The sequence below is a fragment of the Arthrobacter sp. AFG7.2 genome, from assembly GCF_002892835.1.
In the GTDB taxonomy this organism is placed as follows: domain Bacteria; phylum Actinomycetota; class Actinomycetes; order Actinomycetales; family Micrococcaceae; genus Arthrobacter.
On sequence record NZ_PJMB01000003.1, the window covers coordinates 259931 to 281797 of the forward strand.

21 protein-coding genes and 1 pseudogene are annotated in these 21867 nt (G+C 64.8%); 16 read left to right on the forward strand and 6 right to left on the reverse strand.

Going from position 1 to position 21867, the window contains the following annotated elements:
* Positions 1-177: 177 nt before the first annotated feature.
* The 3 genes from CXX84_RS07655 to CXX84_RS07665 form a co-directional block, all read right to left on the reverse strand.
* Positions 178-1092 (reverse strand): Rieske 2Fe-2S domain-containing protein, encoded by a 915-nt coding sequence (locus CXX84_RS07655; protein WP_102976101.1) that lies wholly within the window; start codon positions 1090-1092, stop codon positions 178-180.
* 87 nt (positions 1093-1179) lie between these two features.
* Positions 1180-1479, reverse strand: a complete 300-nt coding sequence (locus CXX84_RS07660; RefSeq protein WP_102976102.1) for a putative quinol monooxygenase — start codon at positions 1477-1479, stop codon at positions 1180-1182.
* A gap of 19 nt (positions 1480-1498) precedes the next feature.
* Positions 1499-2542, reverse strand: a complete 1044-nt coding sequence (locus tag CXX84_RS07665) for an Lrp/AsnC family transcriptional regulator (RefSeq protein WP_102976256.1) — start codon at positions 2540-2542, stop codon at positions 1499-1501.
* Between the two features lie 137 nt (positions 2543-2679).
* On the opposite strand from CXX84_RS07665, the gene CXX84_RS07670 reads away from it, so the two are divergent.
* From CXX84_RS07670 to bcp, 10 genes and pseudogenes are all read left to right on the forward strand, one after another.
* Entirely contained in the window at positions 2680-3912 is a 1233-nt protein-coding gene (locus tag CXX84_RS07670) for a M20 family metallopeptidase (protein WP_102976103.1), read from the forward strand.
* A 62-nt stretch (positions 3913-3974) separates the two neighbouring features.
* Complete coding sequence (locus CXX84_RS07675) at positions 3975-5264, forward strand: MFS transporter (RefSeq protein WP_102976104.1); 1290 nt, start codon at positions 3975-3977, stop codon at positions 5262-5264.
* Positions 5265-5540: 276 nt separating this feature from the next.
* On the forward strand, positions 5541-6059 hold the full coding sequence (locus CXX84_RS07680; protein ID WP_102976105.1) for a hypothetical protein: 519 nt from the start codon (positions 5541-5543) through the stop codon (positions 6057-6059).
* Between the two features lie 244 nt (positions 6060-6303).
* Positions 6304-7104, forward strand: a complete 801-nt coding sequence (locus CXX84_RS07685) for a hydroxypyruvate isomerase family protein (protein WP_102976106.1) — start codon at positions 6304-6306, stop codon at positions 7102-7104.
* A gap of 13 nt (positions 7105-7117) precedes the next feature.
* A pseudogene (locus CXX84_RS07690) lies at positions 7118-8020 on the forward strand (2-hydroxy-3-oxopropionate reductase); the annotation flags it as partial.
* A 170-nt stretch (positions 8021-8190) separates the two neighbouring features.
* Complete coding sequence (gene gcl / locus CXX84_RS07695) at positions 8191-9969, forward strand: glyoxylate carboligase (RefSeq protein WP_102976108.1); 1779 nt, start codon at positions 8191-8193, stop codon at positions 9967-9969.
* A 2-nt stretch (positions 9970-9971) separates the two neighbouring features.
* A complete protein-coding gene (locus CXX84_RS07700; RefSeq protein WP_102976109.1) occupies positions 9972-11171 on the forward strand; it encodes a glycerate kinase in 1200 nt (399 codons plus the stop codon).
* Complete coding sequence (allB, locus tag CXX84_RS07705) at positions 11164-12507, forward strand: allantoinase AllB (RefSeq protein ID WP_102976110.1); 1344 nt, start codon at positions 11164-11166, stop codon at positions 12505-12507. Before CXX84_RS07700 ends, allB begins: the two co-directional genes overlap by 8 nt.
* A gap of 9 nt (positions 12508-12516) precedes the next feature.
* On the forward strand, positions 12517-13203 hold the full coding sequence (locus tag CXX84_RS07710; protein ID WP_102976111.1) for a winged helix-turn-helix domain-containing protein: 687 nt from the start codon (positions 12517-12519) through the stop codon (positions 13201-13203).
* Between the two features lie 81 nt (positions 13204-13284).
* The gene (gene bcp / locus CXX84_RS07715; RefSeq protein WP_102976112.1) at positions 13285-13764 is read left to right on the forward strand and encodes a thioredoxin-dependent thiol peroxidase; all 480 of its coding nucleotides are present in this window, start codon (positions 13285-13287) and stop codon (positions 13762-13764) included.
* A gap of 111 nt (positions 13765-13875) precedes the next feature.
* On the opposite strand, the gene CXX84_RS07720 is transcribed toward bcp, so the two are convergent.
* The gene (locus CXX84_RS07720) at positions 13876-15387 is read right to left on the reverse strand and encodes an MFS transporter (RefSeq protein WP_102976113.1); all 1512 of its coding nucleotides are present in this window, start codon (positions 15385-15387) and stop codon (positions 13876-13878) included.
* 59 nt (positions 15388-15446) lie between these two features.
* Positions 15447-15650, reverse strand: coding sequence for a hypothetical protein (locus CXX84_RS07725; protein WP_102976114.1), 204 nt, complete (start codon positions 15648-15650; stop codon positions 15447-15449).
* Between the two features lie 97 nt (positions 15651-15747).
* Between CXX84_RS07725 and CXX84_RS07730 the strand changes: the two genes are divergently transcribed.
* Together CXX84_RS07730 and CXX84_RS07735 are read left to right on the forward strand one after the other, a co-directional pair.
* Positions 15748-16320 (forward strand): GNAT family N-acetyltransferase, encoded by a 573-nt coding sequence (locus CXX84_RS07730; protein ID WP_102976115.1) that lies wholly within the window; start codon positions 15748-15750, stop codon positions 16318-16320.
* A 333-nt stretch (positions 16321-16653) separates the two neighbouring features.
* Positions 16654-17196, forward strand: a complete 543-nt coding sequence (locus CXX84_RS07735; protein WP_223253017.1) for an ABC transporter substrate-binding protein — start codon at positions 16654-16656, stop codon at positions 17194-17196.
* Between the two features lie 276 nt (positions 17197-17472).
* Here the strand turns inward: CXX84_RS07735 and CXX84_RS07740 are convergent, their stop codons facing one another.
* Entirely contained in the window at positions 17473-17799 is a 327-nt protein-coding gene (locus CXX84_RS07740; protein ID WP_223253018.1) for a hypothetical protein, read from the reverse strand.
* Between the two features lie 225 nt (positions 17800-18024).
* Between CXX84_RS07740 and CXX84_RS07745 the strand changes: the two genes are divergently transcribed.
* From CXX84_RS07745 to CXX84_RS07760, 4 genes are read left to right on the forward strand one after another with little or no spacing between them, the layout of a single operon-like run.
* Complete coding sequence (locus CXX84_RS07745; protein ID WP_102976116.1) at positions 18025-19137, forward strand: PP2C family protein-serine/threonine phosphatase; 1113 nt, start codon at positions 18025-18027, stop codon at positions 19135-19137.
* A complete protein-coding gene (locus CXX84_RS07750; RefSeq protein WP_102976117.1) occupies positions 19134-21104 on the forward strand; it encodes a glycosyltransferase family 2 protein in 1971 nt (656 codons plus the stop codon). The genes CXX84_RS07745 and CXX84_RS07750 overlap by 4 nt, the downstream gene beginning before the upstream one ends.
* Positions 21094-21426, forward strand: a complete 333-nt coding sequence (locus tag CXX84_RS07755) for an STAS domain-containing protein (protein ID WP_102976118.1) — start codon at positions 21094-21096, stop codon at positions 21424-21426. The genes CXX84_RS07750 and CXX84_RS07755 overlap by 11 nt, the downstream gene beginning before the upstream one ends.
* Positions 21419-21844 (forward strand): ATP-binding protein, encoded by a 426-nt coding sequence (locus tag CXX84_RS07760; RefSeq protein WP_102976119.1) that lies wholly within the window; start codon positions 21419-21421, stop codon positions 21842-21844. The genes CXX84_RS07755 and CXX84_RS07760 overlap by 8 nt, the downstream gene beginning before the upstream one ends.
* The last annotated feature ends 23 nt before the right edge of the window (positions 21845-21867 follow it).

Sequence of the window (21867 nt, forward strand, 5' to 3'; positions counted from 1 at the left end):
GACCCCGCAAGGATGATGGGGGTATGGAAAGCAATCCGGGAGTGGCGCACGCGGAAGCGGCCGTGGAGGCTGCCGTCGCTGCTTTGGATGTTCTGGCCGGGATTGCCTGGGCGGACGCGAAACTGGCGGGGTTGAAGGCGCAGCTCCTTCAGGCTACGCGTATCCCCAACCGGGCGTTTAGTCAGCGCCGGGCAAGCACACCTCGACGAGGCCGGCGCTCACGCGGGTCTCGAACAGTGGCTGCCTGGCGGTGGCGGGGCCGGCCTGCACTTCTCCAGTGCGCAACGAAAAGGTGCTTCCGTGCCAGGGGCAGACGACGCAGGGCTCACCTCCGGCAGGGCCGCCGTTTTGAGTGGCTCTGTCCTGGAGTTTCCCGGCCTTGAGCTTGCCTTCGTGCAGCGGGCCCGAGAGGTGGCTGCAGACGTCGGAGAGCACGCGGATATCTTCCCCCTCCCGGTAGACAAGCAACGGGATTTCGGCCACAACGATCTTGTGGAGCTTTCCTTCGGGCAGATCCGCGAGCGGGGCCAGGGGCTGCCATCCGCCGGGGAAGCGGTGCGGAATCTCCTCGCTGTGGTTTACGCCTGCTGCCTGCCGGTAGGTGAGATGGCCGCCCAGGAAACCTCCCGCGCCCACAACGGCCAGCCCAAGGTAAGCCAGCACCTTGCCGCTTCCCCGGCTGCCCCTGGCACGTGCCACCAGCGAGGCTGCGTAAAGGCTCGTGGCCGTGACGTTGGCAGCAGCATGGACAAGCCCCACCCGCTGCTGCTCCGGGTGCAACTGCGTCCAGTCGGTAAAACCCGCCACAGCGGACGGCACTGCTGCGCCGGCCCCTACACCGATGAGGACTGCGGCTGCCCTGTCATTGCCTGGAAGAGCATCGAGGACGGCAGCGGATATCCAGGCGCCCAACGGCACCTGCACCGCCAACGGGTGCACCGGGTGTCCGATCGGAACGCCATGCAGGACATCACGCGCCCACTTCGGCCGGATCACCCGCCGGACAACTTTCCTGACTTTCTTGGCCGTAGGGTCCAGCCACTCGGCATCTTCCAGGCGGGTAACAAGTTCCAGTGCAGGCAGCGGTTTCATGTTTCTCCCTTACCCCTTTGCTCCGTGTCGAGTCATTGCCGGGAAGCTTACTTCCTGAAAGAGGCGGGGCACAGGGTCCCGGCGGAACTAATGAAGCGGAGACCCCAGCACCGTGAACTGGTGCCCGCCCATCTCGCCGGAAAGCAGGGGGATGGCTTCGGCAATTGCGGACTGCACGCTATCCAGCTCAAGGGACGCACGGTGCGCTTCCGGCGACTCCCACAGTTCGCATACAAAGACCGTGTCCGGAGCAGCATCGTTGACGCCCACCTCGTACAGCAGGCAGCCCGCCTCCTTCAGTCCGGCCATGGGCCGGACCAGGATTGAGACGACGGCGTCGCGCTGGCCAGGTTTTGTTTCGAGGCTTCCCACATTCGCAAAGGTCATAGGGACAGTCTGCAGCACCTCAGTCCCCGGCGGGCAGGCTTTGCGCGTAACTTTCCGCCTGAACCACGACGGCGCCACTCGCCGTCGTGTCTTCGTTCAGCATCCAGCCCACGCGTTTGACAGTCCGCAGCATCACCACGCTTTCCACCAGGTCGATGCCGGGGACCTTCTGCTGCAGCGTGAGTTCAGCTGTCATCACATCCGCCAACGAGTGCAGCCACATAATGATCACAAAATTAGTGGGCCCGGTTGTGGACGCACTGAGCCGGACATTGCTGATGGTTCGGATGTCCGCGGCAGCAGCTTCATGCTGGCCCGCCGGAACATTGACGAACCACTGGCATGTCACCGGGAATGAGGAATACCGCTGCGCCATTTCACAGCGGAAGGACAGGAGACCGCTGGCAAGCACCCTGTTCAGCTGGCGCTGCACAGTAGCCGGATGGCGGCCGAGGTCGCGGGCGATCTCCGCAGCGGTAGCCCGGCCGTCCCGGGCGAGGTAGGGAAGCAGATCGAGGTGGCTCTGCGGAAGTTGGCCCACCGCCGGAGCCGCCCGCCTGGGATCAGGACTTGCCTGCGTCAACGTCCGCAGGGTGGCCTGTTGCGCCCGGCTCAGGACGTTCAGCCGCCAGGAATCGGCACTGGTGTGCAACCGCGTACATAGTGCTGTCTGGTACTTTGTGAGTCCTTCGATCGTCTTCAGCCGTGACACCACGTTCGCGCTGAACTCCTCGAGGGACCTCGTGATGACCGTCAGCATCAGGTCCCGGTTGCTGGCCGCCTCCTCCACGGTGATGATCTCAGGGACGGCCGCCAGTTGGGCCATAACGGTGTCGCGGCGGTGCATCTCGCAGTCCACCGCAACGAACGCGAGCAGCATCTGCTGCGGATCCCCCACCAGGTGTGCCGTCGTCCAGGCCGCTCCGCCGGCTGCCAACCGCTCCCACCGGGCAGCAAGGGTGGTGGCGTGGACGCCCAGCACCTTGGCTGCATCACCCCAGCCGAGCCGTGGCGACGACTGCAACACCTGGATGAGGGCCAGGTCTTCTTCACTCAGCTCCATGGCCTTCGCCGACTCCTGCTGCACTAATTCTGCCCGGAAGCGGCAGGTGATGAATATTTCCAGCGCTTCATGGGATTGTGAATTGCGCCACTTCAGAATAGTCCACAGACCCGGACAGCTGATATGAGGAGCCAAAAATGCCCGCAAGCGAAGATGCCAAGGAACTGCAGGGGGATCTCGTCCGCCTCCGCCACGAGCTGCACCGGCACCCGGAAATCGGGCTGCACCTTCCACGGACGCAGGAAAAGGTTTTGCAGGCCCTGGACGGACTTCCCTTCGAGATCACGCTGGGCAAGGAAACCACGTCGGTCACCGCGGTGCTTCGCGGAGGCAAAGCCGGCGATGCAGAGGGCGCCGAGGGTCAGCGGCCCGCGGTGCTCCTCCGCGCAGATATGGACGCCCTTCCCGTGCAGGAAAAGACGGGCGTGGAGTTCTCCTCGGAGGCTGACGGCACCATGCACGCCTGCGGCCACGACCTGCACACCTCGATGCTCGCCGGAGCCGCCACGCTCCTCGCGGAGAAGCAGCACCAGCTGCAGGGCGACGTCGTCCTCATGTTCCAGCCCGGCGAGGAAGGGTTCGACGGCGCAAGCTACATGATCCGCGAAGGTGTGCTGGATGCCGCCGGAACCCGGGTCCAGGCAGCGTACGGAATGCATGTGTTCTCATCCCTGGAACCGCACGGCACGTTCTGCACCAAGCCCGGTGTCATGCTGAGCGCTTCAGATGGGCTGGAGGTGACGATTCTCGGCGCCGGCGGGCATGGCTCTGCCCCGCACGCCGCAAAGGATCCTGTGACGGTTGCCGCGGAAATGGTGACCGCACTGCAGGTGATGGTCACACGGCAGTTCAACATGTTCGATCCTGTGGTGCTTTCGGTGGGTGTGCTTCACGCCGGCACCAAGCGCAACATCATTCCCGAGACGGCCCGCATTGAAGCGACGGTGCGCACCTTCTCCGAGGTGTCCCGGCTGAAGATGATGGACGCCGTCCCGCGCCTGCTGCAGGGTATCGCCGCCGCGCACGGGGTGGAGGTCCAGGTGGACTACCAGGAGGAATACCCCCTCACCATCACCAATGAGGACGAAACCCATACGGCCGAAAAAGTCATCTCGGAACTCTTCGGCGAGCGCCGTCTCTCCCGCTGGGCCACGCCGCTGAGCGGCTCTGAGGATTTCTCCCGCGTCCTGGCCGAGGTGCCCGGTACTTTCGTCGGGCTCAGCGCCGTTGCCCCCGGCGGTGATCCCGCCACCTCGGCGTTCAACCACTCCCCTTATGCAACGTTCGACGACGGCGTGCTGGCTGACGGTGCCGCGCTTTACGCCCAGCTCGCCACCTCGCGGCTGGCAGCGCTTTCGACGGCGTCCTGACCCGCCGTCGTCCTCTTCATTCCGGCCATCCTCTTTCACCACAACATCCTGAGGAAGTAATCATGTCCATGGCAGTCACAAAGCAGCAGACCGGACGCCCGTCCACCGCCAAAACCATCGTCGGAACAGGCATCGGCAACGCCGTTGAATGGTACGACTGGGCAATCTACGCCACCTTCACGCCATTTATCGCCAGCCAGCTCTTCAGCAAAGCGGACCCCGCGTCGGCCGTCCTGTCCACCTTGGCGATCTTTGCCGTCGGGTTCGTGGCACGGCCTTTTGGAGGATTCCTCTTCGGCTGGATCGGCGACAGGGTGGGCCGCAAGACGTCCATGACACTCGCCGTCGGACTCGCCTCGCTGGGCAGCCTGATGATCGGCATCGCGCCCACGTTCGCAAGCGTCGGCGCCTGGGCATCCCTGATGCTGCTGGTGGCACGGCTTATTCAGGGCTTGGCGCACGGCGGCGAGCTGCCGTCGTCGCAGACATACCTGTCCGAAATGGCCCCCAAGGAGCACCGCGGATTCTGGGCCACGCTGATTTACACCTCGGGAACCGTTGGCATCCTGTTTGGCACTTTGCTGGGCGCCGTCCTCAACATGACGCTCAGCACGGAGGCGATGAACGCCTGGGGCTGGCGGATCCCCTTCCTCCTGGGTGCGGCCATGGGACTGTACGCACTGATCATGCGTTCCAAGCTGCACGAGACGGACGCCTTCGAGGGCGAATCGCAGGCCCAGAAGCGTGCGCCCATCTGGCCGCAGATTGTCCGCCACCGCAAACAGGCACTCCAGGTCATCGGCCTCACGGTTGGCCTCACCGTCATTTACTACGTCTGGGGAGTTGTGGCCCCGAGCTACGCCACCACCACCCTGAAGATCGACCGCGGCGAAGCGCTGTGGGCCGCTGTCATCGCCAACATCGTCTTCATTGCCGCCCTCCCCTTCTGGGGGAAGCTTTCTGACCGCATCGGCCGCAAGAAGGTGCTGTGGTCCGGCGCGGTCGGTTCCGGCCTCATGCACTTCCCGATGACCTGGCTGCTGAAGGACTCAGCGTGGCAGCTTGCCGTAGCCATGTCGGTGATGCTGATCTTCATCGCCGCAAGCGCCGCGATTGTCCCGGCCGTGTATGCCGAGCTCTTCCCGACGTCGATCCGAACCGTGGGCGTGGGCGTGCCGTACTCCATCTGCGTGGCACTCTTCGGCGGCACCGCACCTTACCTGCAGCAGTGGCTGGGAACCAGTATGGGAATGCCCCAGCTGTTCAATGTTTACGCGGTGGTGCTCCTGGCCATCAGTGCCGTGTTCGTCTTCACCATTCCGGAGACGAAGGGCAAGGACCTGACGCACTAGGGGCACCTGCCACTCTCGAAAGGCGGAACCAAGAAGGGTAGATGTTGCTCTGGCGCCGTACCAACACGGGGTGGAGGATTGGACTATCGGATCACAACGTTCAACGGATCCGGAGTCGCGCCTCGTATCAGTAGGGCACGCAATTCGATATAGGACGGGCAGGCTGCGGCCGCCACGCGAATCAACCGCGGTAGTCAGTCGCGCATTGGTTGTGCCGCCCAAAATGGGAAATCCACCCCAAAAAAAGTGTGAATCGCATCCTTATCAGGAGCACAAATGTCCATCACTCCATCAACAGGAATCCGTTCAACCCGGGCAAGGATCGCCCTGGTTCCGCTTCTTTCACTGGGCCTGCTCGGGGGTTCAGCGGCTATTGCCGCTCCCGTCCAGGCTGACGACGGGAAAAACGAACGGTACGGCTGTACCGTCACCCCGCTGAAGCCAGACAAACTTCACGGAAAGTGGGTCGACTTCAGCATCAAGGTCACGTGCGACGACAAGACGGACAGCAAGAGGACTGTGCATATCCGCCAACTCCGCTACGAAGACGAGAAGGGCCCACGGCGCACAGACGACCTCCTCGGCCGTTCCCGCTTCATGGAGGAATTCAAGAACAACGACAAGGACGACACCAGAATCATCGGCAGCGTTGACAAAGTGCGCAACCTGGACCGCAGGGGCACTGAAGAGGTCTACCACGTCGTGTCCTTCCGCGTGCAGAAGGGCAACGGAAACTGGTCCGACTGGACCAAGTGGGAGGAGAGCAAGGTCCTCGAACTTAAGAAAGACCACTGACAGCAGGACTTCCCTCAAGCAAAACAGCACAGAAGAGCCAGGGGTAACCGCCCCTGGCTCTTCTGTGTGCAGGCACCGATAGGGCATCACGTGCTGCCCGACCCCCAAGCCGTGCCCCTTGACTCCTACCCCCACCCTTCCCTACACTTTTCATAAAGCAGAATCTAAATTCCACAAAGCGGAAACGGCTGAACCCGAAGAAGCAGGGAAGATGGATCAAAGCCCCTCCTCGGAAGGACCTACGATGACGTACACAGTGAACTGCTCCATCCTCCTCACGGAGCTGCCCCTGCTCGAGCGCCCCGCCGCAGCCAAGGCAGCAGGCTTTGACGCTGTCGAGTTCTGGTGGCCCTTCGAAAACTCCGTCCCCACCGACGCCCAGGTCACCGGATTCGAGAACGCGATCAACGATGCCGGCGTCCAGCTCACAGGCCTGAACTTCAACGCCGGCAACATGCCTGGCGGCGACCGCGGTCTGGTCTCCTGGAAGGGACGCTGCTCCGAGTTCAAGGACAACATCGACGTTGTCGCCGGCATCGGTGAGCGCCTTGGCTGCAAGGCCTTCAACGCCCTCTACGGCAACCGGCAGGACGAATTCACCCCCGAAGAGCAGGACGAGCTGGCGGTTAAGAACCTCGCCGCAGCTGCAGAGGGCGTCGCCCGCATCGGCGGCACCGTCCTCCTCGAACCGGTCAGCGGCGCCCCCAAATACCCCCTCCTCACTGCCGACGACGCCTTCAAAGTCATCGCCCGCGTCAAGGCAGAATCCGGCGCTACCAACGTCAAGCTCCTCGCCGACTTCTACCACCTCGCAGTCAACGGCGACGACGTCGAAGCCGTCATCGAAAACCACGCCAAGGACTTCGGCCACATCCAGATTGCCGACAACCCCGGCCGCGGCGCCCCGGGCACGGGCACCCTCCCCCTGGGCGAGTGGATCGCCCGCAGCCGCGAACTCGGCTACGAGGGCTACATCGGCCTCGAATACAAGGAACCGCAGGAAACCGCCTTCAGCTGGGCCATCCGCGATCACGCTTCCCGCTAAGCAATAACCACAACAGACTTCAGGAAAGAGAACCACCATGAGCAACATTGCAGTTATCGGACTCGGAATCATGGGCCTGCCCATGGCCATCAACCTGGTCAAGGCCGGCCACACCGTCACCGGCTTCAACCGCAGCCAGGACAAAATCGACAAGCTCGTCTCCGAAGGCGGCAAGGGTGCCACCAGCATCGCGGACGCCGTCAAGGATGCCGACGTGGTCATCACCATGGTGCCGGACTCCCCCGATGTTGAGGGCGTTGTCAGCGGCAAGGACGGCATCTTCGCCAACGCGAAGAAGGGCACCTTGTGGATCGACGCCTCCAGCATCCGCCCCGACGTCGCAAAGCGCCTTTCCGACGAAGCCCGCGAAGCCGGCATCCGCCCCCTGGACGCGCCGGTGTCCGGCGGCGAACAGGGCGCCATCGACGCCGTCCTCTCCATCATGGTGGGCGGCGACAAGGAAGACTTTGACGCCGCCTCCGACGTCCTCAACGCCGTCGGCAAAACCATCGTCCACGTCGGCCCCTCAGGCTCCGGCCAGACCGTCAAGGCAGCCAACCAGCTGATCGTCGCCGTCAACATCGAGGTCCTCGGCGAAGCCATCGCCTTCCTCGAGGCCTACGGCGTGGACACCGACGCCGCACTGAAGGTCCTCGGCGGCGGCCTGGCCGGCTCCAAGGTCCTGGACCAGAAGGGCCAGAAGATGCTGGACCGGAACTTCGACCCCGGTTTCCGGCTCGCCCTCCACCACAAGGACCTGGGCATCGTCACCTCCGCCGCCCGCGAAGCCAACGTCACCGTCCCCCTCGGCGCCGTCGTCGCACAGCTTGTCGCCGCCACCGTCAACCAGGGCGACGGCGCACTGGACCACTCCGGACTCTTCAAGCAGGTCCTCCGGCTCAGCGGCCGAGAGTAACAGCCGGCAGCAGCTAAACCAGCCCCTCCATAACGGGGCACTTCGACACAGACACGCCGGCCGCCGTCGTGAATTACGACGGCGGCCACCCCCAAAGTGCCCCACGACGGTTCGTGGGGGTACTTCAGCACACCCAAGAACAGACTTTCACAGCCTTCAAGGAGCACACCATGAGCAAGATGCGTACCGTTGATGCAGCGGTTGCCATCCTGGAGAAGGAAGGCGCCATCGAGGCGTTCGGCCTGCCAGGCGCCGCCATCAACCCCTTCTATTCAGCAATGCGGGCCCACGGCGGCATCCGCCACACGCTGGCCCGCCACGTTGAAGGTGCCAGCCACATGGCTGACGGCTTCAGCCGCGCCAAGGACGGCAACATCGGCATCTGCATCGGCACCTCCGGCCCCGCCGGCACCGACATGATCACCGGCCTCTACGCCGCCTGGGCCGATTCCATCCCGATGCTCTGCATCACCGGCCAGGCCCCCGTGGCCAAACTGCACAAGGAAGACTTCCAGGCCGTGGACATCGAGTCCATCGCGAAGCCCGTCACCAAGATGGCCATGACCATCCTGGAACCGGGCCAGGTTCCCGGCGCCTTCCAGAAGGCCTTCCAGCTGATGCGCTCCGGCCGTCCGGGCCCGGTCCTGCTGGACCTGCCCATCGACGTGCAGATGGCCGAGATCGAGTTCGACATCGACACCTACGAGCCCCTCCCCGTCGAAAAGCCCAAGGCCTCCCGCAAGCAGCTGGAAAAGGCCCTGGACATGCTCACTGCAGCACAGCACCCGCTGATCGTGGCCGGCGGCGGCATCATCAACGCCGGCGCTTCCGCCCAGCTCGTGGAACTGGCAGAGATCCTCAACGTTCCGGTGATCCCCACCCTGATGGGCTGGGGCACCATCCCGGACGACCACCAGCTCATGGCGGGCATGGTGGGCCTGCAGACCTCGCACCGCTACGGCAACGAGAACTACCTGCAGAGCGACTTCGTGATCGGCATCGGCAACCGCTGGGCCAACCGCCACACCGGCGGCCTCGAGACCTACACCGCCGGCCGGAAATTCGTGCACATCGACATCGAGCCCACGCAGATCGGCCGCGTGTTCTCACCGGACCTGGGCATCGCGTCCGACGCCGGTGCGGCGCTGGCCGGGCTGGTTGAGCTCGCCCGTGAGCGCAAGGCGGCCGGGTCCCTGCCGGACTACAGCGCCTGGGTTGCCGAGTGCCAGGAACGGAAGGCGTCCCTGCACCGCAAGACGCACTTCGAGAACATCCCCATCAAGCCCCAGCGCGTGTACGAGGAGATGAACAAGGCCTTCGGCCGCGACACCATCTATGTCTCCACCATCGGCCTGTCCCAGATCGCCGGCGCGCAGATGCTGCACGTGTTCGGCCCGCGCAAGTGGATCAACGCCGGCCAGGCAGGTCCCCTGGGCTGGACCGCCCCGGCTGCCCTCGGCGTCGTTCGCGGCAAGCCGGACGAGACCGTGGTTGCCCTCTCCGGCGACTACGACTTCCAGTTCATGATCGAGGAACTGGCCGTGGGCGCTCAGTTCAACCTCCCCTACATCCACGTGGTGGTGAACAACTCCTACCTGGGCCTGATCCGCCAGTCCCAGCGCGGCTTCAAAATGGAGCAGAACGTGTCCCTGGCGTTCGACAACATCAACTCCCCCGAGACCAACGGCTACGGCGTGGACCACCTGAAGGTGGCCGAAGGCCTGGGCTGCAAGGCCGTGCGCGTGGAGGACCCCAACGACCTCGCCGCAGCCTTCGACAAGGCCAAGGCGCTGATGGGCGAGTTCAAGGTTCCCGTGGTGGTGGAAGTGATCCTGGAAAAGATCACCAACATCTCCATGGGCGTGGAAATCAACGCCGTGAACGAGTTCGAGGAACTGGCCGGGACTGCTGCCGACGCCCCCACCGCCATCCTGGCACTGCAGGGCTAACCATGCGCATCGTCATTGCCCCGGACAAGTTCAAAGGATCCCTGTCCGCCCCCGAAGTCTGCCAGCACCTGGAAAAGGGTCTGCAGCGGGGGGCGGGCGGCAACCTTGACGTGGTCCGGATTCCAGTAGCCGACGGCGGTGAGGGCACCCTCGATGCCGCCGTCGGCTCGGGCTTCACCCGCCGCAGCGCCGTGGTTGCCGGACCAACAGGCGAACCGGTGACCGCCGAGTTTGCCGTCCGGGGCAATGAGGCCGTCATCGAAATGGCGGCTGCTTCCGGTTTGGCCCTGCTCCCCACGGGAGCGCAGGTCAACGGACGTCCGGGCCCGACGGCGGCCGCCACCGCCACCAGCCTGGGCACCGGCCAGCTCATTACTGCCGCCCTCGACGCCAGCTGCAACCGGATCATCCTGGGTGTGGGCGGCAGCGCCAACACCGACGGCGGCGCCGGAGTCCTGCAGGGCCTCGGCGCGAGATTCCTCGACAGTGAGGGCAAGGAACTTCCGCCGGGCGGCGCCGCTTTGGCCCGCCTGGACCGGATCGACTTCAGCGGATTCGAACCCCGGCTGAAGGACACACGCTTTGTGCTGGCATCCGACGTCGACAACCCCCTGCTGGGCGCCCAGGGCACCGCAACGGTTTTCGGCCCGCAAAAGGGTGCCGCACAACAGGACGTCGACATGCTCGACGCCGCCCTGGCCAGGTTTGTCGAAGTCCTGGCCAGGGAAATCGGTCACCGCGCCATCAAGGCAGCGGAAGCACCGGGCGCCGGAGCGGCAGGAGGCGTTGGCTATGCCGCCATCGCTGTCCTGGCCGCAACCCGGCGCCCGGGCATCGACGTCGTCCTCGAATTCACCGGACTGGCCGAACGCCTGACCGGTGCCGACCTGATGATCACCGGCGAAGGCAGCCTGGACGAGCAGAGCCTGCTCGGAAAGACGCCGATGGGCGTCGCGAGGGCAGCCGCCGCACAGGGTGTTCCCGTGATCGCCGTCTGCGGCCGGAGCACCCTGGCGCAGGGCCAGGCAACTGCTGCCGGATTCGAGGATGTTTACGCTTTGACCGAGCTTGAAAGCAATGTAGACAGGTGCATAGCAGAGGCAGCGCAGCTTCTGGAGCAGCTGGGCACACAAATCAGCGGAAGGCTGGCGGCGAACACGCTGTCCCGTTCCGCCACCACCAAGGAGGACCTCCGTGTCTGAAGAACGTTTTGACCTGGTCATCCGCGGCCAGCGCATCCTCACCACCGCAGGCCTGGCACCGCGCGAGGTGGGCGTCCGCGGCGGAAAAATCGTGGCACTCGAGCCGCTGGGCAACAACCTGGCGGGCGCCGAGGTCATTGAACTGGCTGACGACGAAACCCTGATCCCCGGCCTGGTGGACACCCACGTCCACGTCAACGAGCCCGGCCGCACCGAGTGGGAGGGCTTCGCCTCCGCCACCCGTGCAGCCGCTGCCGGCGGGGTGACCACCATCATCGACATGCCGCTGAACTCCGTCCCGCCCACCACCACGGTGGAAAACCTCAAGCTGAAGCGCGAGGTGGCCGAGGACCAGGCGTTCGTTGACGTCGGATTCTGGGGCGGCGCAATCCCCGGCAACAAGGGTGACCTGCGGGCCCTGCACGACGAAGGCGTCTTCGGTTTCAAGTGTTTCCTGCTGCACTCCGGCGTGGACGAGTTCCCGCACCTGGACGCGGACGAGATGGAGGAGGACATGGCCGAGCTGAAGTCCTTCGACTCCCTCATGATCGTCCACGCTGAAGACTCCCATGCCATCGACCGCGCCCCGCATCCCGGCGGCGACCACTACCAGACCTTCCTGGCCTCCCGCCCCCGCGGCGCGGAGAACAAGGCCATCGCGGAGGTCATCGAACGGGCCCGCTGGACCGGTGCCCGTGCGCACATCCTGCACCTCTCGTCGTCGGACGCGCTGCCCATGATTGCCAGTGCAAAGCGCGACGGCGTGAAGCTCACCGTGGAGACGTGCCCGCACTACCTGACGTTGATGGCCGAGGAAATCCCCGACGGCGCCACCGCCTACAAGTGCTGCCCGCCCATCCGCGAAGCCTCCAACCGCGAGCTGCTGTGGCAGGGCCTGCAGGACGGCACCATCGACTGCATCGTCTCGGACCACTCCCCCTCCACCCTGGACCTGAAGGACCTGGAAAACGGGGACTTCGCCGTGGCCTGGGGCGGCGTCTCGTCCCTGCAACTGGGCCTTTCATTGATCTGGACCGAGGCCCGGCACCGCGGGATTCCCCTGGAGCAGGTGGTGTCCTGGATGGGCGAGAAGCCGGCAGCGCTGGCACGGCTCTCCACGAAGGGACAGCTGGCGCTGGGCTACGACGCCGACTTCGCCGTCTTCGCGCCGGATGACGCCTTTGTGGTGGACGTGTCCAAGCTCAAGCACAAGAACCCCATTACCCCGTACGACGGCAAAGCCCTCTCCGGTGTGGTCCGCAAGACATTCCTGCGCGGCGCGGTCGTGGACGGCCAGACGCCCACGGGCAAGCTGATCCGCCGCGGCGGGGTCTAAGGACGCGCCATGGCAGTGGAAGCCCACCATCCGAGGACGGGGGCGCGTCCCGGAATGAACCCCCGGCCAGCAGTCACCGGCGCGGCTGCCCGCGGCCTCGCAGTGTGGGTCGTGCCGGAAGAAGGCACCAGCCCGGAACTCCTCGCCCGTGCCGCCCGACTGGTCCTGGCCAAGGCCCTCGAAACTGCTCCGGAGGCGGAAGTCCATTGGCCTGCCGCCGGAGCTCCCACGTCCGGGGTCTCCGCCGATGCGGGGGGAGGCACAGCAGACGACTCCTCTCAGCCTCCCTCCGCGGCGGAGAACCCCGGCGGTCCACACCAGGAACACAGCGGGGACGACGACGGCACCCGCCTGCCGCCGTCGGCCGGGCCCGTCAGCCGGATGGCGGTGGACCTCGCAGCCGACACCGTGTTGCTGGACGGACAGCCCGTGCCACTGACCGGCGTCGAATTCAAGGTGCTCCGCTACCTGGTGACCCACCTGTCCCGGACCGTGGGCAGGGAGGAACTGCAGGGGTTCCTGGACTCGTTTGAAACCCCGGGCGCCTCGGCTCGCTCCATCGATGTGTACGTGGGCAGGATCCGGCGGAAACTCGGAAACGCCCGGCATGCCGTGGCCACTGTCCGGGGCGGCGGGTACCGGTTTGTGCCCGGTTCCTGCGCCACAGTCCGAGGGCCTGCGGAATACTGCATATGACGCCGGAGTTGTATGACTGAGCGGGAAGCCGCTTCACTTGATGTTTTGCCAGTAACTGACAAAGACTTCCAAAGGAATGCCATGAGCCAGACCCTGACCACCAAGCTTCAGCCCGGAACCCAGGCCCCTGATTTCACCCTTCAGGATGCCCAGGGCCGCGAGACTGCCTTGGCCGACTACCGTGGCAAAAACGTCATCGTGTACTTCTACCCCAAAGCCGCCACCCCCGGCTGCACCACCGAGGCCTGCGACTTCCGCGACAACCTGGCCTCCCTGCAGGGCAAGGGCTACGAGGTCATCGGCATCTCCCCCGACGCCCCGGAGGCCCTGGCCGGTTTCACCGGCGACTTCTCCCTGACCTTCCCGCTGCTCTCCGACCCCGACCACGCAGTTGCCCTGACCTACGGCGCCTGGGGCGAGAAGCTGGTCAATGGCGAGATCACCGAGGGCATCGTCCGCTCCACGGTGGTAGTGGATCCCGACGGCAACGTCACCCTGGCCCAGTACCAGGTCAAGGCCGACGGCCACGTCGCCGCCCTGAAGGAAGCCCTGGGACTCTAGAGCTCCCTCACCTGCCGCCGGTTTCCCCTGGCCCCTCCCGCAGATCCTGCGGCTTTTCGCCCTACGCTCCCGCAGTACTGGATCCCTTCAGTACTGCGGGAGCGTTCGGCGTTAAGGGTCGTCGGCCGCGGCCTTCGCCTCTTTCGCCGCTTTCGCCTCTTTTGCCGCCTCCGCATACTCTTCGGAAACCCGCCGGTAGACAGGGGTGAGGAAGGCGAGCAGGGCGGCCGCGATCATGATGATGCCTGCCACCAGGAACACCAGGGCGATGCCGCGGGAGGTGCCCTCGCCCAGCAGCGGCGCCAGCCGGGCTGCGCCATCAGCGGACCGGGCATAGGGAATGATCCAGAACTGGGCGATCGGTGCGATAAGGAAGGCAGTGACCGGCGCTGCCGCGGACTCGAAGGCCATGGCGAAGCCGAACACCCGGCCCTGCCGCTGCAGGGGCACTACCTGCTGGATGACGGTTTGCTCCGCCGCTTCAACGAAGGGGATCAGGACCAGGTACAGCCAGATACCGGCGATGTACAGCCATGCCCACTCCCGGATGGTGAACACGGCACCGAGGAATCCCATTACAACCACCGCAATGAGCATGGTGCGCAGCGGGTTGGATCCGAGTCCGAACTTGCCGATGAGCGCGCCGCCCACAATGAACCCCGTGGACCCGACAGCAAAGAAGATCCCCCAGAGCTCCACGGGAAACATTTCCAGGCCGTAGGGATCCATCAACGCCATGTACACGCCGCCGATGAAGTTGTTGAAGGTGGAAAACAGGATCAGCGCGAAGAGGCCGGAAATGGCCAGTACAGCGGCGAGCGAGCCGCGGAAGTCGAAGCTGCCATGCGCATCCGTGGCTGCCGCACGGACTTCCTCCGGCATGCGCAGGGTGAGAAGGTGCACGAAGGCCAGCGCCGTCAGCGCCAGGGCAACAGCGATGGTCCACCCCATGCCGAGCAACCCGACCGAGAGCCCGGAGAGCACGGACGTGACAATGAACATCAGTCCCTGCACCATGCCCACCAGCCCGTTGGCATTGGCGCGCCGGTCCGGCTCAATCAGGATGGTCACCGTGGTGGAGAGGGCAATGTTGCGGAGGTTCTCCACCACCGCACCGATCAGGATCACCAGGGTAAAGACCCAGAACCACGGCCCGGTCAGGTCCAGCAGCCAGGACGTGGGCGTCAGCAGGAACATGGCCCCTGACAGCACGAACATCACCAGGGTGAAGGCGGCGGCGAAGCGCATCACGGCCAGCTTGCGGTAGCGGTCCACGAAGGTGCCGAAGCTAATGCTGGAGAGGGCGATCAGCAGCATGTAGGCGCCGCCCACCACTCCTGTGGCGATCACGTTGCGCGTCTCCAGGTACACCCAGAACGTCAGCGCAAACCAGAGATAGCTGGTGGTGATGTTCGCGGCCGCGGTGTTCACCAGGATGCCGGCAAAAGTGCGGGACCGCTCCGCCGGAGTCCGCAATGACGTGTCCACAGCCTCCGGATCGGTGAGGACGGGAGCCTCAGCATCCGCATGCGACGCGGACGCAACAGCAGCATCCCCGCTAAGTCTTTTACCGCCGTCGGAAGCCGCCGCGGCGCGCGGCGGGACCGGTTCCTGGTCGGTCATGCGTCCCAGTGTAGTGAGAACCGGCAGGCATGGACATGGTCAAAATATGCGGATTTGTGTCAGCGCTTGTCGCGGTCCTGGAACTCCTCGTCCAGTTCATAGTGGCGGAATTCTGTTTCAGGGTTCACTTCGCCGTCGACCACCACTTCGTGGTCGAGCTGGCGTTGAACCTGGCTGTCCAAGACCTGAAGTTCGTGGTCCGTTACCTTGTCCAGCTCCTCCGGGAACTGGTCTTCCGGAGTGAGGTGCAGCTTATCGTTCATTGAGCCCGCCATGTCTTCCGCTGTTGCTTGGTTGGATCAGTGTAGCGGGGCTCCTGCCATCGTTGCAGGCTGCAAAGGCCGGTGACAGGATGGCCCCATGGCGATCGAGGTCAGGCCTGCAACTGCATTCGAGGATGTCGCGACCATGCTCGGGCCCAAGCGGCCGGATGCCAACGTCTGCTGGTGCCTGAGCTACCGGATTCCGTCAAAGCAGAATCAGGCGCTGCGTGGGACCGAGCGCGGGGAGCTGGTCAGGCAGTTGGTGGCACAGGATCCGCCGCCGGGGGTTTTGGCGTACGACGGCGGCGAGGTAGTTGGGTGGGCAGCGGTCCACCCCCGCGCTGACACGAGTTTCGCCGGCAACCGGAAAATTCCGCACGTGGATGACGTAGACGTCTGGTCCGTGTGGTGCATCAGGGTACGGCCGGGACACCGCGGCAAAGGCATCTCCCACCAGCTGCTGGCCGGCGCGGTGGACCTGGCCAGGGCCCATGGAGCACCCGCTGTGGAGGGGTACCCGGTGGACAACGCCGGCAGGAAAGTGGACCTGACAATGGCGTACGTTGGAACGCGCAAACTTTTTGAGGATGCGGGTTTCACCTGGGCTGCGGACACCGGTTCAGTGCTCAACGGCTTCCCGCGGGTGCTGATGCGGCGGCACCTCGGCTAAACATTCCGGGTCATGGCCGAGTGACCCAATGAACGTCAAGCACAGGGTTGTGGCGACGCACCTTTCTTGCCGTTCGCACTCCCCCTGCGCAGTTACACCAACTTGTCAAATCCGGTCGAGGAGTTGACTCATCAGTATGCTTACTATTAGGTTCGCAGTAACGGTGATGCCAATCACGCAATGCCGTTGGGGATGTTTGTAACACGTCCTCTAAACCAGCAAATCAAGAGTTCCGCCGGCAGTTCCGCATGGGGGCTGGGACGCCGGGGGTTCAAGCGCCGTACACCGGCACTGAAAGGAACATCAGAGATGCGAACACGAGTCCTTGCACCTATGGCAGCAGTAGCTCTTTCCGGAGCCATGATCTTCGGAGCGGGCGCCCCGGCCTCCGCTGCCCCGCCCGCACCCGCCCCGGCAGCATCGGCGAGCACGGCAGACGCCACGAAGGTAGCGTCGACAGTTACCGGCACCGCCAGTGATGGATCTGCTTTCGCAGGTACCTTCACGCCCACCAGCTTCCAGGTCCAGGACGGCGTTCTGACCGCCACAGGACTGGTTGCCGGCACCCTGACCTCGGCCACCGGTACGGTGACGGATGTCCCTGCAACCGAGGTAACCACCGCCGTCACCAGCGGTGTTGAGAAAACCCTTGCGGGCAGCAACGCTGCCTGCAATGTGGTCAACCTTGACCTCGGACCGCTGAACCTCAACGTCCTGGGTCTCGTCATCGACCTCAACCAGATCCAGCTGGACATCACTGCTGTCCCCGGAGCGGGCAACCTGGTGGGTAACCTCCTGTGCGCCGTCGCCGGCCTCTTGGACGGAAGCGGCACCAGCGGACTGGCGAACCTGCTCAACCGCCTGCTGGGCCTCTAAGCTCCAAGCCGGCAACTACGTCTGTGGGCGGCCCTTCGGGGCTGCCCACAGTCTTTTAAGTGCCAGTGCCCGAAGTGCCAGTGCCGGCCCGTAAGGAACAGGTCAGGGTTTCTTCCACCATTTGCCGGGCCAGTCCTCGTCGATGGCCCACAAAGCGAGGAGCAGCGCGTCCACTGTCATAAGTCCAGCGATGAGGTACGCCCAACCTGTCCACCAACCCACGGCAATCTCCTGACCAGTAACCCCCAGCCACTCGATTGCTCATTAGTGTGGCACTTAAAGTGCCAGTACGGAACGCCCACCGCCCGCAGTCCTGAAAAGCGCTTCCAGCCGGACGTGCGCCTCCGTTTCCAGCTTGAGCCGGCGGGTCAGCCGCTCCACCTGCTGGGACATCTCGGCGCCTACCGGAAGCCGGTCTCCCGGCCAGCTCCACACTTCCCGCGATTCGGCCAAAGCTTCTGCCAGCGCCGCCGCCGCAGCGCGGACTTTTCGTCTGTGGAAGTAGACGCGCAGCAGCGCCCGGCCCTTGTCCAACGCGGCCCGGGCAGCCGCCTGGGCTGCGGTTCCGGCCGCCGGCTGATCAGTGATCTTGATGTTTTCCATGAGCTGCACCTTCTCCAAGCCGTCCAGCCTTCCGGCGGGTCGTCCTTAGCCCTCCTCCGATGAAAGCTGTTGCATGCCTCGAGTGTCCCCGGCGCACCTCAACGTCCGGGCAAGCAGGCCGAAGGATTTCTGCAAGATCCTCCTCCACTCGCGGTAAGGCACCAGAAGACCTGCGTGGAGCGCTGCGACATGCTCAGTGGGGCTTAATACTGTAGAAGTAGAGCTATGGTCTCTCCCACCGAATCCCGTCGTGCCGTTGTCATCGAGGATGACCCGGACATCCGCGGTCTGCTGGTCCGCGTCCTCGTCAAGCAGGGCTTCGACGTCACCCAGGCCGGAGCCGGCCTGCCCGGTGTGGAGGAAGTCCGCCGGGTTAAGCCGGACCTCGTCACCCTTGACCTGAACCTGCCGGACCTAGACGGCCTCGAGGTCTGCAAGCTGCTCCGCGAGTTTTCGGATGCCTTCATTGTGATGCTCACCGCGCGTGCCGATGAGCTGGACAAACTGACCGGGCTGGATAACGGCGCGGACGAATACCTCAGCAAGCCGTTCAGCCCCCGCGAACTACAGTCCAGGATCAACGCCCTCTTCCGTCGCCGGCCGTCCCCCGCTGCTGATTCGGCCGCCCGAAGCGATCTGGAGCGAGCCACCGAGGTGCAGCAAAGCCTCCTGCCGCAGGAAGACATCCAGGTCCAGGGCTACGACGTTGCCGGGGTATTCCGGCCCTCACGCAATGTTGGCGGGGACTTTTACGACTGGTACCGCACGCCGGAGGGGCTCCACCTGACCTTCGCCGACGCCATGGGCAAGGGCATGGGCGCCGCGCTCATCGCCGCAACAGTCCGCGCGGTGATGCGTTCCACAGGTTTGCGCCACGACCTGGACACGGCGTTCGCCTCGGCCAGCAAGGCGATCGCCGAGGACCTGGATTCCTCGAACTCTTTTGTCACCCTGTTCCACGCCCGCCTGGATGCCGATTCCGGAACTGTCGCCTATGTCGACGCCGGCCATGGGCTTGCGCTGCACGTTCAGTCCACCGGCACAGTGCACCGCCTCCCGTCCGGCGGACCCCCGGTGGGTGCGTGGGCAGGGAGCGAGTGGCCGCAGTCAGTCATGGAACTGGCCCCCGGGGATTCCCTGGTGGTGGTCAGTGACGGCGTGCTGGACGTTTTCGAGTCCGTGGAGGACTTCACGGACGCCGTGCTCCAGGCCGCCCACAACCAGGAATCAGCACAGTCCGCGAGCACTGCAATCCTGGCACTGGCCCCTGCTGAGACGGCGGAGGATGACGTAACGGTGGTTGTGGTCCGCCGGCTTCCGCAGGAGGTGGCCGCATGACCCGCTTCTGGACCCGCCTGGTGGTGGTCCTGACCGTCATCACCGGCGTCAACTACATCGCCTGGCGCTGGGCAGCCTCGCTGAACTGGGACGCCTGGTGGATCGCGCTGCCGCTGGTAATCGCCGAAACGTACAGCCTCATCGACGTCATGCTCTTCGGCATGACCGTATGGAAGCTGAAGATCCGCAAGGGCGCCCCGCCGCCACCGGCGGACACCACGGTGGACGTCTTCATCACCACCTACAACGAAGACCTGGACATGGTGATGACCACCGCGCTGGCGGCGCAGAAGATCCGGCACCCGCACAGCACCTGGATCCTGGACGACGGCGCGCGTCCCGAGCTGAAGGCACTCGCCGAGGAGCACGGGCTGGGCTATGTAACCCGGAGCGAGGACTGGACCTCCAACCTGCCCCGGCACGCGAAGGCCGGCAACCTGAACAACGCGCTGATGCAGACGGACGGTGAGTTCCTCCTGATCCTGGACGCGGACCAGATCCCGGAGCCGGACATCCTGGAAAAGACCCTGGGCTACTTCAACAACCGCCGGGTGGCCCTGGTCCAGACACCGCAGTACTTTAGCAACGTCCCCGCCGACGATCCGCTGGGCAGCCAGGCGCCCCTCTTCTACGGCCCCATCCAGCAAGGCAAGGACGGCTGGAACGCTGCATTCTTCTGCGGCTCCAATGCCATCCTGCGCCGCGAGGCGCTGATGCAGCTGGGCCTGGTGGGCTATGTCAAGGAAACCGAAAAGAGCATCCGCCGGGCGCTTGCCGCCTCCCGGTCCGCCATCAAGCAGGCCCGCAAGTCCGCGGACATGGAAACGCCCCTGGTGGCGCAGGTGCTCGACGAAGTTGAAGCCGCTACCCGTGAGGCCCAGCAGGAACTCGACGCCGGGCAGCCACTGGGCGAGATCACGTACCGTGTCCGGCGCCGCGTTGATGCCGCCGTCCAGACCCTGGTGATGGCCGACGTCGAGGCCCTGCAGGCCGATCTCGAGGAGATCGCCGCCATGGAACTGGCTCATGTGGGCGAGTCCGGAGTTCCGGTGGTGGCGGACGACGCCGTACAGCGCATGTCCGCCCGCGACTGGTCGCCCCTGGGCGCCCTTGAATCCGTGCAGGCCGTCCTGGACGCCCTGTCAGTGGAACGCAACGATGAAGCGCAGCCAGTGATGCCGCTGGCCACCATCTCCGTCACCGAGGACATGGCCACGGCCATGCGGATGCATGCCATGGGCTGGGAGAGCGTCTACCACCACGAGGTCCTGGCCTATGGCCTTGCACCGGAGGACCTGAAGACCATGCTCACCCAGCGCCTCCGCTGGGCGCAGGGCACCATCCAGGTGCTGCTCCGCGAGAACCCGCTGGTCCAGAAGGGCCTGAAGCTCGGGCAGCGGCTCATGTACTTCGCCACCATGTGGACCTACCTGAGCGGCTACGCGGCGGTCATCTACTTCGCCGCCCCCATCATCTACCTGCTGCTGGGCATCCTGCCGGTCACCAGCCTGAGCTGGGACTTCTTTGTCCGGTTCATTCCGTTCATGGTGGTCAACCAGCTGCTGTTCGCTGTTGCAGGCCGCGGCATCCCCACCTGGCGCGGGCAGCAGTACAGCCTGGCCCTCTTCCCCACCTGGATCAAGGCGTGCTCGACGGCGGCCCGGAACGTCTGGTTCGGCCGCCCACTCGGGTTCGCTGTCACCCCCAAGGCCCGCCAGAGCGGCGGACCCAGCTGGAGCCTGATCCGGCCGCAGATCGTGGTGTCCGCGCTGCTGGCCGTGGCCGCCGTCGTCGGACTCATCCGCCTGGCCACCGGCCTGGCGGAACCCCTGGGCACTTTGGTGAACGTGGCCTGGGTCATTTTCGACCTCGTGGTCATGAGCATCCTGGTCCGGGCAGTACTTTACAAAGGTTATGAACCGGCCACCGGTCCGGCAGCAACAGAAAGGAATGCTGATGGAGTTTAGTCATGAGGTCAAGGAGTCGTACGCCGAGGTGAAGGCGAACGGGAGGCTGAACATGGTCTCCGCGCCGAAGCTGCGGGAGTTTGTTACGGACGTTATTGCCGCCGGATCAAACCGGATCGTGGTGAACCTGGAGAACACGGCGTTCATGGATTCCTCGGGCCTCGGGGCGCTCATCGGCTGCCTCAAGGCTGCACGGCAGGCGGGCGGTGACCTGCGCATCGCAGCCGTCCAGCCGCAGGTGAAAATGGTCCTGCAGCTGACCAGCATGGACAAGGTCCTGACGTCCTACACTTCAGCCGACGAGGCGTTCAGCAATGACTGAGGTCCTCGCGTCCCGCACCTTCCGGGGACCGGCTGCGGACGAGGCCATCGAATCCGTCCACAATGACCTGGACAGCCTCTGGCTCGATGTTCCTTTCGTGGGCGACATGGACCAGATGACGTTTACGACGGCGGTGATCGAGTCGGCATCGAACATCGTCCAGCATGCCGAACCCGTGGGGCAGGAACCCGTGGAACTCGGCGTCGACGTCGAGGTCCAGCCCGCGCTGCTGCAGGCCCGCGTCAGCGCGTATCACGCCAAGCCGCCGTTTGGACCGATGACCCCGGGCTCACCGGACGAAGAGGCCGAGTCAGGCCGCGGACTGGCGCTAATCGAGGCGCTGGTTACTACCGTCACGTTCGAGCGGCAGGACGGCACCAACACCTGGGTCCTCACCCGGACCTCCGAGCACGGCTGAGCGAGCGCGGCGAAGCACCCCTT

Coding starts and splice junctions, on each gene's coding strand:
- CXX84_RS07750 (WP_102976117.1), top strand. CDS start 19,134: ATGACCCGCTTCTGGACCCGCCTGGTGGTGGTCCTGACCGTCATCACC.
- CXX84_RS07745 (WP_102976116.1), top strand. CDS start 18,025: ATGGTCTCTCCCACCGAATCCCGTCGTGCCGTTGTCATCGAGGATGAC.
- bcp (WP_102976112.1), top strand. CDS start 13,285: ATGAGCCAGACCCTGACCACCAAGCTTCAGCCCGGAACCCAGGCCCCT.
- gcl (WP_102976108.1), top strand. CDS start 8,191: ATGAGCAAGATGCGTACCGTTGATGCAGCGGTTGCCATCCTGGAGAAG.
- CXX84_RS07655 (WP_102976101.1), bottom strand. CDS start 1,092: ATGAAACCGCTGCCTGCACTGGAACTTGTTACCCGCCTGGAAGATGCC.
- CXX84_RS07730 (WP_102976115.1), top strand. CDS start 15,748: ATGGCGATCGAGGTCAGGCCTGCAACTGCATTCGAGGATGTCGCGACC.
- CXX84_RS07735 (WP_223253017.1), top strand. CDS start 16,654: ATGGCAGCAGTAGCTCTTTCCGGAGCCATGATCTTCGGAGCGGGCGCC.
- CXX84_RS07675 (WP_102976104.1), top strand. CDS start 3,975: ATGTCCATGGCAGTCACAAAGCAGCAGACCGGACGCCCGTCCACCGCC.
- CXX84_RS07710 (WP_102976111.1), top strand. CDS start 12,517: ATGGCAGTGGAAGCCCACCATCCGAGGACGGGGGCGCGTCCCGGAATG.
- CXX84_RS07665 (WP_102976256.1), bottom strand. CDS start 2,542: ATGGAGCTGAGTGAAGAAGACCTGGCCCTCATCCAGGTGTTGCAGTCG.
- CXX84_RS07670 (WP_102976103.1), top strand. CDS start 2,680: ATGCCCGCAAGCGAAGATGCCAAGGAACTGCAGGGGGATCTCGTCCGC.
- CXX84_RS07680 (WP_102976105.1), top strand. CDS start 5,541: ATGTCCATCACTCCATCAACAGGAATCCGTTCAACCCGGGCAAGGATC.
- CXX84_RS07760 (WP_102976119.1), top strand. CDS start 21,419: ATGACTGAGGTCCTCGCGTCCCGCACCTTCCGGGGACCGGCTGCGGAC.
- CXX84_RS07755 (WP_102976118.1), top strand. CDS start 21,094: ATGGAGTTTAGTCATGAGGTCAAGGAGTCGTACGCCGAGGTGAAGGCG.
- CXX84_RS07720 (WP_102976113.1), bottom strand. CDS start 15,387: ATGACCGACCAGGAACCGGTCCCGCCGCGCGCCGCGGCGGCTTCCGAC.
- CXX84_RS07685 (WP_102976106.1), top strand. CDS start 6,304: ATGACGTACACAGTGAACTGCTCCATCCTCCTCACGGAGCTGCCCCTG.
- CXX84_RS07740 (WP_223253018.1), bottom strand. CDS start 17,799: ATGGAAAACATCAAGATCACTGATCAGCCGGCGGCCGGAACCGCAGCC.
- CXX84_RS07725 (WP_102976114.1), bottom strand. CDS start 15,650: ATGAACGATAAGCTGCACCTCACTCCGGAAGACCAGTTCCCGGAGGAG.
- CXX84_RS07700 (WP_102976109.1), top strand. CDS start 9,972: ATGCGCATCGTCATTGCCCCGGACAAGTTCAAAGGATCCCTGTCCGCC.
- CXX84_RS07660 (WP_102976102.1), bottom strand. CDS start 1,479: ATGACCTTTGCGAATGTGGGAAGCCTCGAAACAAAACCTGGCCAGCGC.